Annotated in this window: 10 protein-coding genes; 5 read left to right on the top strand and 5 right to left on the bottom strand. The window is 40.9% G+C overall.

From position 1 onward, the window contains the following. Positions 1-650: YhcN/YlaJ family sporulation lipoprotein (locus tag BFU02S_RS14430; RefSeq protein ID WP_066372072.1), on the bottom strand; the 650-nt coding region annotated here is incomplete at its 3' end. A gap of 114 nt (positions 651-764) precedes the next feature. Between BFU02S_RS14430 and BFU02S_RS14425 the strand changes: the two genes are divergently transcribed. Further along, positions 765-1,040 (top strand): YutD family protein, encoded by a 276-nt coding sequence (locus BFU02S_RS14425; RefSeq protein ID WP_066372070.1) that lies wholly within the window; start codon positions 765-767, stop codon positions 1,038-1,040. A 219-nt stretch (positions 1,041-1,259) separates the two neighbouring features. On the opposite strand, the gene BFU02S_RS14420 is transcribed toward BFU02S_RS14425, so the two are convergent. Then, positions 1,260-1,541: a cytosolic protein gene (locus tag BFU02S_RS14420; protein WP_066372068.1), complete on the bottom strand. Its 282-nt coding sequence runs from the start codon at positions 1,539-1,541 to the stop codon at positions 1,260-1,262. Between the two features lie 58 nt (positions 1,542-1,599). Further along, entirely contained in the window at positions 1,600-1,866 is a 267-nt protein-coding gene (locus BFU02S_RS14415; protein ID WP_066372066.1) for a DUF3055 domain-containing protein, read from the bottom strand. Positions 1,867-1,992: 126 nt separating this feature from the next. Between BFU02S_RS14415 and BFU02S_RS14410 the strand changes: the two genes are divergently transcribed. Together BFU02S_RS14410 and BFU02S_RS14405 are read left to right on the top strand one after the other, a co-directional pair. Beyond that, the gene (locus BFU02S_RS14410; protein WP_066372058.1) at positions 1,993-2,430 is read left to right on the top strand and encodes a DUF86 domain-containing protein; all 438 of its coding nucleotides are present in this window, start codon (positions 1,993-1,995) and stop codon (positions 2,428-2,430) included. 82 nt (positions 2,431-2,512) lie between these two features. Continuing rightward, positions 2,513-3,277 carry a TIGR01457 family HAD-type hydrolase gene (locus BFU02S_RS14405; RefSeq protein ID WP_066372056.1) on the top strand — a complete coding sequence of 255 codons (765 nt, stop codon included), beginning with the start codon at positions 2,513-2,515 and terminating at the stop codon, positions 3,275-3,277. A 19-nt stretch (positions 3,278-3,296) separates the two neighbouring features. Here BFU02S_RS14405 and BFU02S_RS14400 read toward each other — a convergent pair whose 3' ends face one another. Continuing rightward, entirely contained in the window at positions 3,297-3,803 is a 507-nt protein-coding gene (locus BFU02S_RS14400; protein ID WP_066372054.1) for a phosphatidylglycerophosphatase A family protein, read from the bottom strand. 151 nt (positions 3,804-3,954) lie between these two features. Between BFU02S_RS14400 and yutH the strand changes: the two genes are divergently transcribed. Then, on the top strand, positions 3,955-4,968 hold the full coding sequence (yutH, locus tag BFU02S_RS14395) for a spore coat putative kinase YutH (RefSeq protein WP_066372052.1): 1,014 nt from the start codon (positions 3,955-3,957) through the stop codon (positions 4,966-4,968). A 43-nt stretch (positions 4,969-5,011) separates the two neighbouring features. Here yutH and BFU02S_RS14390 read toward each other — a convergent pair whose 3' ends face one another. Further along, positions 5,012-5,248: a NifU family protein gene (locus tag BFU02S_RS14390; RefSeq protein ID WP_066372050.1), complete on the bottom strand. Its 237-nt coding sequence runs from the start codon at positions 5,246-5,248 to the stop codon at positions 5,012-5,014. 129 nt (positions 5,249-5,377) lie between these two features. Here BFU02S_RS14390 and BFU02S_RS14385 point away from each other — a divergent pair, with 129 nt between their 5' ends. Continuing rightward, the gene (locus tag BFU02S_RS14385; protein WP_066372047.1) at positions 5,378-5,707 is read left to right on the top strand and encodes a YuzD family protein; all 330 of its coding nucleotides are present in this window, start codon (positions 5,378-5,380) and stop codon (positions 5,705-5,707) included. Positions 5,708-5,890: the final 183 nt, after the last annotated feature.

Here is a 5,890-nt window from a genome sequence, read left to right as displayed (position 1 = left end):
TTTTTATTTAAATATGGTCTGTTTAATGTATGATCATCAGGCGTAAGCCCGTTTTCATCTTCACTGGCGTTCATTCTTTCTCCTTGCGGGGACTCTTTCATTAGTTTTATCACATGATCAACAGCATTGCGGGCATTGCGGCTTGTGGAATGAAGACCGGCAAGGTTTTCCACGTCACGTCTTAAATGCTTGTTATCTGTAACATATACATGATAATATCTTGGAACAACAGACATGGCTGTTTTCTTTACTTGGTCTGCCGTCAGATTGCGGTTTTTCGAATCGGTCTCATAGGCAACCAGCACTTCCTGGTCGGTAACAAGGGTTGAAACATCATGGACATTTGGAATGGTGACACAATGTTTACTGATAATGTTGGCAACTTGTTCACGATCGAGTGCTGTATACAGATTGTTTGCTGTGTTATCACCCATGATCGGGCTCTTTTGCTGCCGGACAAAGCCATAGCTTGAACTGACATCACGGACATCTTGGCTTCCGCCCTCTCTATACAGTTCATATCGTTTTTTGTTGACATTTATGGTATTGCCGCTTTCTTGATATATATCGTTTTTGCCCGTATCCTTTGTTGAACAGCCGGTTAGGGCCGTTATTGTACATAATCCGAGGATGATTAGTGATTTTTGCAAAAGAAACACCTCCTTTTATTAGATTGCCCGCTCCAAAATTTTTTTTCTTAGTAATTGATGGTGAATCGGTTATAATGGTTATTAGAGTCGCTTGGCAAATTGAGGTGATGAACCATGATTGTTTTAAATAATACGGGCTATGAACTGGTACAGGAATATCGGAACGGTTTCAATGAGGAAGCTGTTAAGGCAAGATATAGTGAGATTTTATCTAGATATGATTACATCGTCGGGGATTGGGGCTATAATCAGCTCCGCCTGAAAGGGTTCTTTGATGACCATAATCAAAAAGCAACCTATGATACGAAAATCAGCACTTTGAGCGAATACCTTTACGAATACTGTAATTTCGGATGTGCCTACTTTGTTTTAAAAAAAATAAAGAAATGAGAAAAGCGCAAGCGCCTTGGTCAGCCTGCCTGTTTCTCCGAATAATCTTCCTTGTTAGACATGCGACGAGCTGAACATAAACCTCTTCGAATAAGCTATGGCACAGGAGCACATAACGAGGGGCTAGGCGCTGAAGCTGGACAATTCTCGAAGTCAAAATTTTTACTTTGTTTACTATTAAAAAAGGACGGAAGCTTGTGTCAAAGCTTCCGTTTAAAGTTATTGATGAATGTTATGATATGGCGGCTGCTCATCTTTTTCAGGGTCATCATGGGTTGGATGAGCACCCTCCATTTGCCGTGGCATATCATCATGCAGTGATTTATTCTCATAAGTAAAAGCACTGTAGCGGCGCTGCCCTTCCCGCCAAGGCGTACTTTTCAGTTCTACAGGGTCCTCTTTCCGAAAAGGTGAACCAAACGGGCCATCCGGAAATTCCTCAGCAGTCAAATAATTTCGCCGTTTTTCCACATTGCCAAAATCAGTATATTTTTCTGCCATTGTTTTCACCCCTTACTCTCTAGTATGGCAAGCACGGGGAAAAACATGTAAAGGGTTGCTAGACGATTTCCATTAAAAACGAACGCAGTTCTTTAGCCTCTTCTTCATTTAAATTGAAGGCATATTCCAAGTAACCTTCTTCTTCCAAATCATCCTGGCCAATAATCGCAAAGCGGTTCCGCTGCATATCCAAAACAAGCGACTTGCCATAATGACGGTCCGATCTGATGATGGCTAAATCAAAGCGGTAATTTTCCACCACAAAGCTGACAAATCTTGTCTTTGTATCTTCTTTGTCATCATACAGAAAAAAACGTTCTTCCATTGCACAGTTCTCCTTCATATAACAATTTTTACTGCAACTTCATAGTATCAAATTTAAACTCAAGATGGGAGTTGTTTAAATATGTTACAATGGGATATGAATGTTTCTATAAGGAAGTGACATAGCATGTATTTTGTTGATAGAAATAAAATGGAGGCAACACTCGTCTATTTAGAAAAACAAATTAGCCTATTCCAAAGTCAAGAGCAGTGGCAGACCCCAATCGAAATTGCCGCGTTGGAACGAACCGCCCAAATGATGCTGGAGTCGGTGCTTGATGTCGGAAACGATGTAATTGACGGTTTTATTATGCGCGATCCGGGAAGTTATGAGGACATCATTGATATTTTAATGGATGAAAAAGTGATTTCCCAAGAAACCGGAAATAGTTTGAAAACTTTGATCCCATTTCGGAAACAACTTGTCCAATTATATACTGAAATCAATCATGATGCATTAAAAGAACAATTTACCAAACATCTTCCTGACCTGTCACTTTTTGCAGTAAATGTACGCGACTTCCTTGCAAATGAATTGGGACCGGTATCCGCTTTTAAAAACTGATGTTTGACCGTGTAAACGGCCTTTTCTATTTTGAAATGGAAACGGGAAAGCGAGCGGAATGATGTAAAGGAGCGGTGTTTTTATGAAAAAATATAAAGGATATTTAATTGATTTGGATGGTACGATGTATAAAGGGGCGGAGCGAATTGAGGCTGCCTCCGATTTTGTAAAAAGGCTGCAAAAAGAGGGGATTCCGTATTTATTCGTAACCAATAATTCTTCACGGACCCCGGAGCAGGTAGCAGAGAAACTTCGCCATTTTGACATTCCGGCGAGTGAAGAACTAGTGTTTACCACCAGTCTGGCAACCGCGAATTATATTTATGACTTAAAAAAGGATGCTTCTGTTTATGTTATTGGCGAAGAAGGAATTCGGACTGCCCTTAAAGAAAAGGGGTTCACTTTTGCCGAAGAACATGCTGATTATGTGGTGATGGGGATTGACCGTGATATCAATTATGAAAAATTGGCGATTGCCTGCCTGGCCGTCCGCAATGGCGCGACATTCATCTCTACCAATGGCGATATTGCACTGCCGACAGAACGCGGTCTGCTGCCGGGAAATGGCTCACTGACAGCGGTAATTGCGGTTTCGACACAAACAAAGCCGATTTTTATCGGCAAGCCCGAGGCGATCATTGTCGAGCAGGCATTAAATGTATTAGGAACGGCAAAAGAAGAAACACTGATGGTCGGCGATAATTATTATACCGATATATTAGCAGGTCTGAATGCCGGAATGGATACACTTCTTGTACATACTGGCGTAACGACAAAAGAATTGCTTGCAGGCTATGACCGTCAACCGACTTATGTTGTGGACACACTAGATCAGTGGGAGCCGTAAAAAAGGATGGGGGGATCCATTATCCCCTGTCCCCCCCCGCTGCCCTATGTGCCAGCCGACTTGAGGCAGCAGCCGCAATGGCGCCGACAATATCGTCTAAAAAGGTATGGCATTGGCCAGTTGATTTATCATTTAGCCGAGCCAAGATGCCGGGTTTTTGTTTGTCAACATAACCATAATTCGTAAAGCCGATAGAACCATAAACATTGACAATGGAAAAGGCAAGAATCTCATCAATGCCATACAAACTTTCATCTACAGCAATAATCGATTGGAGCGGTTCTTCCAGCATTTTTTTCTCTGCCAGAACATCTAGCTGAATACCGGTAATAATGGCATTTTGCACCTCACGCTTAGATAGAACCCTTTCAACGTTTTCAATACACTCCTCAATGGAAAGATTTTTGTGATACTTTTCCTGTAAATAAAATACTAGATCAGCGATATCGCGAATCTCTACGCCTCTTTCCTTCAGCCATCTGCGGGCTGTTTCCTCGGTTAGATTTACAGCTTTATTGTCAGCCAATTTTTTCACCTTCTCTTTGAATTTATACCCTCGAGTAATTCCTTTTTCTTAACATATGCAAATGTTTCAAAAACAGACATTCAAATTGATTTCCCAACAATTTTTCAAAACTCAATCATATATTTGAAGTATAGGAAGCGGGGGTGGCAGGATGCTTCAGAAAATGCTTGAAAATCATTATGGAATTACCGCACAGGAGCAATTAAAAATCGATCGTTATGATGCCTTGGCGGGAAACGGCTGGCTATATTTAATTTCAAAGCCTGCTGGAAAAGAAGAGGCTGATATTATGGAACTGGAGCAGCTTACTCGTCACTTAAGAAACTATGGCGATCAAAATGTGCCGATGTTCCTGCAAACAAAAGACGGAAATTATATTACCACATGGGAACAGACGAATTATTGTGTGTTGGCCAATCGTCAAGTTGAACATCAGCAGCGAAGAGTAAAACTGGGAAGGAAACTAGCCAGGTTTCATGAACGAGGCAGAATGGTGCCGTTTCAGGTTGAACGCACAAGCCGGATCGGGCAATGGAAAGAGCTGTGGGAAAAGCGGCTGGAGCAAATGGAAAGGGTATGGAACGGCCTCTTGTTTCAATCACCAGAAGATGAATTTGAACAAATGTTTATTGAATCATTTCCCTATTACATGGGATTAACAGAGAATGCCATCCAGTATTTGGTGGATACTGAGATTGATGCAGAGCCATCCGAAACGGACGGAGGCACGGTTTGCCATGAACGGTTCACCAGAAAAACATGGGAATCGGGACAATATTTGATTAAGAATCCATTTGATTGGGTATTTGACCATCGAAGTCGTGATTTGGCTGAATGGACGAGAGAGCGATATTTTCGTAACTCCCAGACATACCATATGGAGGTGAAGGGGTTTTTTGACGAATATCAAAGTATTTCGCCATTGTCTGATTTCTCTTGGCGCCTGTTATATTCGCGATTAATCTTTCCGCTCCATTATTTTGATTGTATAGAAAGTTACTACATCACCCGTTCTGAACAGGATAAAAAACTGTTAGAGGAACAGCTGGGGAAAATTTTACGTCAATCAACCGAATATGAGAAATTTTTAGCAGGATTTTTTCATATAACTGGCGCACCGATTCATCGCTTAAATCTGCCGCAGTTAGAATGGCTTTATCATTAAACTTAAAAAAGCGATTGCTATTTTGGCAATCGCTTTAAAGGCTTTAGAAAACTTGCTCTACCTCTACAACACCGGGAACTTCTTCTAAAAGTGCTCTTTCAATTCCCGCTTTCAGAGTGATGGTTGAGCTTGGGCACGACCCGCATGCACCGAGCAAGCGAAGTTTTACAATGCCATCCTCTACATCTACTAATTCGCAATCCCCACCATCGCGAAGAAGAAACGGACGCAATTTATCTAATACTTCTTGTACTTGTTCAAACATTTCGCGGTCTTCCATCTTATCGACTCCTTTCCTAATTATATTATACTGTCATCGAATATAAAAATCCATTAGATAGAAAATCATTTTCTTCGTATTTATCTTGTTAATAATGTAAAATAAAAGAAAAACAGTAGGGATGATCGTATGGAATTTTCAGAAGTAGAAATTGTTCTTTATGGTGCACAAAACTTATGCCCAAGCTGTGTAAATTTACCGTCTTCAAAAGAAACATTTGAATGGATTGAGGCTGCCATTGGTAGAAAATTCCCGGCACAATCCGTGAAAATGACGTATGTAGATATTTATCAACCGCCGGAGGAGCCGGAAAAACTCCATTTTGCCAAAAAAGTTATCGAGGAAGATATGTTTTATCCAGTGGTTGTCATTAAAGATAAGGTGGTAGGGGAAGGAAACCCGCGCCTTAAAACCATATTTGCCGAGCTTGAGAAATATGGATATAAGCCGGTACAATAATGAATTTACTTTAAAGGCGCATTAGAATTCAAATAGGAATTCTAGTGCGTTTGTTCATGTCTTTTATCAGAGATGAAAAACAAAACCCCGGGGGCCAACAAAAAATGCTCTTCATTCGGGTGATGAAAGACAAAACTCGGTAGAGCGAACAGAAAACAGTCCTTTATTTGGGAGATGAAGGAC

The sequence above is a fragment of the Neobacillus fumarioli NBRC 102428 genome (assembly GCF_001591485.1).
Classification (GTDB): domain Bacteria; phylum Bacillota; class Bacilli; order Bacillales; family Cytobacillaceae; genus Neobacillus; species Neobacillus fumarioli.
The sequence above is the reverse complement of the archived record's forward strand: the minus strand, read 5'-3'. Positions and strand labels throughout refer to the sequence as shown.